Genomic DNA, 2,165 nt, shown 5'->3' with positions numbered 1-2,165 from the left:
GCTAGCAGGCCGGGGGTTTCCAGCGCGGATGGCGTACGTGACGACATGCAACATCCAGTCGGTGGTGCCCAGTGCGCTGCGGACCATCTGCAATGACTTCGAAGACAACGGCGACATGCCATTGCAGGGGCGACACAACATTGTCCTTGCATACGAGGGCATCGTCTCCAAGCGGGTCGACTCCGTCTATCGCCCTGGACGGTCCTCCGACTGGGTCAAGACGCTCCTGCGTCGCAGCTCCGAGGTCGGCATCGTGGGGTGGGTGCCCGGTGGGCGGGGCGCCGACACGGTTGGCTCGCTGCTGGTGGGCGCGCATACCGCCGAAGGACAGACCGTGCTCTACGCGCAGGTGGGCGCCGGCCTGACGAGCCATGCCCGTCGAGCACTGTTCGGGCTGCTGCGCCGCATCGGACGCAAGACGCCGCCGGTGACGGCCCGGCTCTGCCCTGTCGGCAGCCCGCGGTGGGTGACACCGAAGTACGTGGGAACAGTCGAGTACCGAGAGGTCGCGCACGACGGGCTGAGGCATGCGTCGTGGAAGGGCGTGCGCGAGACTTCGGCGGAGTCGGTCTCGGTGCTTGATCAGCTTTAGTCGAGTGCTTCTCCCCTCATCGCTGACCTGATCATTACGGTCTCGAATCGGATGGTGTTGCCTTGTTACTCATTCGCGGATGCACCGTGCGGTTAAGTCCTATCCCCGCCCCAGTCTGACTCCAGCGTGGAGACGTGCGCCTGTCAGGTCGATAGCGACAGCGCTGGTCGTTGCGGGCGTTTACATCCTGGAGCCGTTCAGCACTGAGCCGAGCGCGTCGGCGGCGCCGAATATCGCTGGAATGGCAGTCTTCTTGGATCCGGGCCACAACGGCGTGTACGACTCCTCGATAACCCGCCAAGTCGCAAACGGCCGGGGCGGTACGAAGCAGTGCAACACGACTGGCGCTGTGAGCAACGACGGCTATACCGAACACGCCTTCAACTGGGACGTCACACTGCGCATTCGTGATGCACTCAACCAAATGGGCGCGCGTACCCAGTTGTCACGGGATGACGACAATTCCGTTGGTCCCTGCGTCGATCAACGCGCCGCGCTGGCCAACGCCGTGCACCCCGACGCGATAGTGAGCATCCACGCCGACGGTGGACCGGCATCTGGTCGCGGATTCCACGTGAACTACTCCAGTCCGCCCCTCAACGACGCGCAGGCCGGACCAGCCGTCCAGCTGGCGCACACGATGCACGACTCACTGGCCGCATCAGGTCTTCAACCATCTAGCTACATCGGGTCCGGTGGTCTGTACGGCCGCGCCGACCTTGCCGGTCTGAACCTGGCCCAATACCCGGCGGTCCTTGTTGAGCTCGGCAACATGAAGAACAGCGACGACGCGGCTCAGATGGAGGCTCCGGGCGGACGAGCGAAATATGCCGCGGCAGTCAGCCAGGGGATAGTCGCCTATCTCAGCGGAAAAGCCCCTACTACCTGAGCTCTCGTTTCCCGCAATGCGGCAGGATAGCCGTTGGGGCGGCTGACGTGTCGGGTTCAGCACCCGCGGCCCCTCGGTGGACACGGCCATCAATTTACGACTCGGCGGCCGGTGGTCGTTGACAGCAAACGGCTCCGTGCAGGATCGTCGAACACAATGTCGCAGCCTCCTTCAATCCCCTAGCCCGGCTAGGCACCCAGGGTATGTGCCCCATTCGCGGCGACACCGGCAGGCCAACTCGCCGGCGTCGCCACGCCGCTCCGCCCGGTAGACAGCGCGGATCTAGCCGGATCCGCATCGTGTGGGCGATTGCCGCTGCCATAACCCTGTTGGCGACGGTCTCTGTCGTCGTGATAAGCCTTGTAGTAATCGGGCGCCACTCAGCTCCTTCGTTTTCGGCACCGACTGCCACACCGCCAGTCCGCTACACCGCTGTCCCAGCTCTGCCACCGGGGAGTACGGCTCCATCGGGATCGGTGCCGAACGGCGGGACATCGCCGCTGGCCGCAGAATTCATCCGGTTGGAGAAAAGGCTGCAAGCCACGATGGGTGTCGTCGTCAGCGCCGTCGGTGCCAAACAACAGCAGCTCGTCTTAGGCGACTGGGAAGCCGGACCTGCGTGGTCGACCATCAAAGTGCCGCTGGCCATCACCGCCCTGGACGAAGAGCACCCGCCGGCCGTCA

The 2,165-nt window shown here is 64.4% G+C and carries 1 protein-coding gene and 1 pseudogene; both read left to right on the top strand.

All coding sequences use genetic code 11. The features are described 5' to 3' along the window. Nucleotides 1-592 (top strand): annotated as a pseudogene (locus ACFE99_RS18635) (hypothetical protein); the annotation flags it as partial. Between the two features lie 79 nt (nucleotides 593-671). Beyond that, entirely contained in the window at nucleotides 672-1,481 is an 810-nt protein-coding gene (locus tag ACFE99_RS18630) for an Rv3717 family N-acetylmuramoyl-L-alanine amidase (protein ID WP_375487847.1), read from the top strand. Nucleotides 1,482-2,165: the final 684 nt, after the last annotated feature.

Origin of the sequence: uncultured Mycobacterium sp. (genome assembly GCF_964249325.1) — a bacterium.
Lineage (GTDB): Bacteria > Actinomycetota > Actinomycetes > Mycobacteriales > Mycobacteriaceae > Mycobacterium.
Note: the sequence above shows the minus strand (reverse complement) of the source record. Positions and strands in the feature narration are given on the sequence as shown.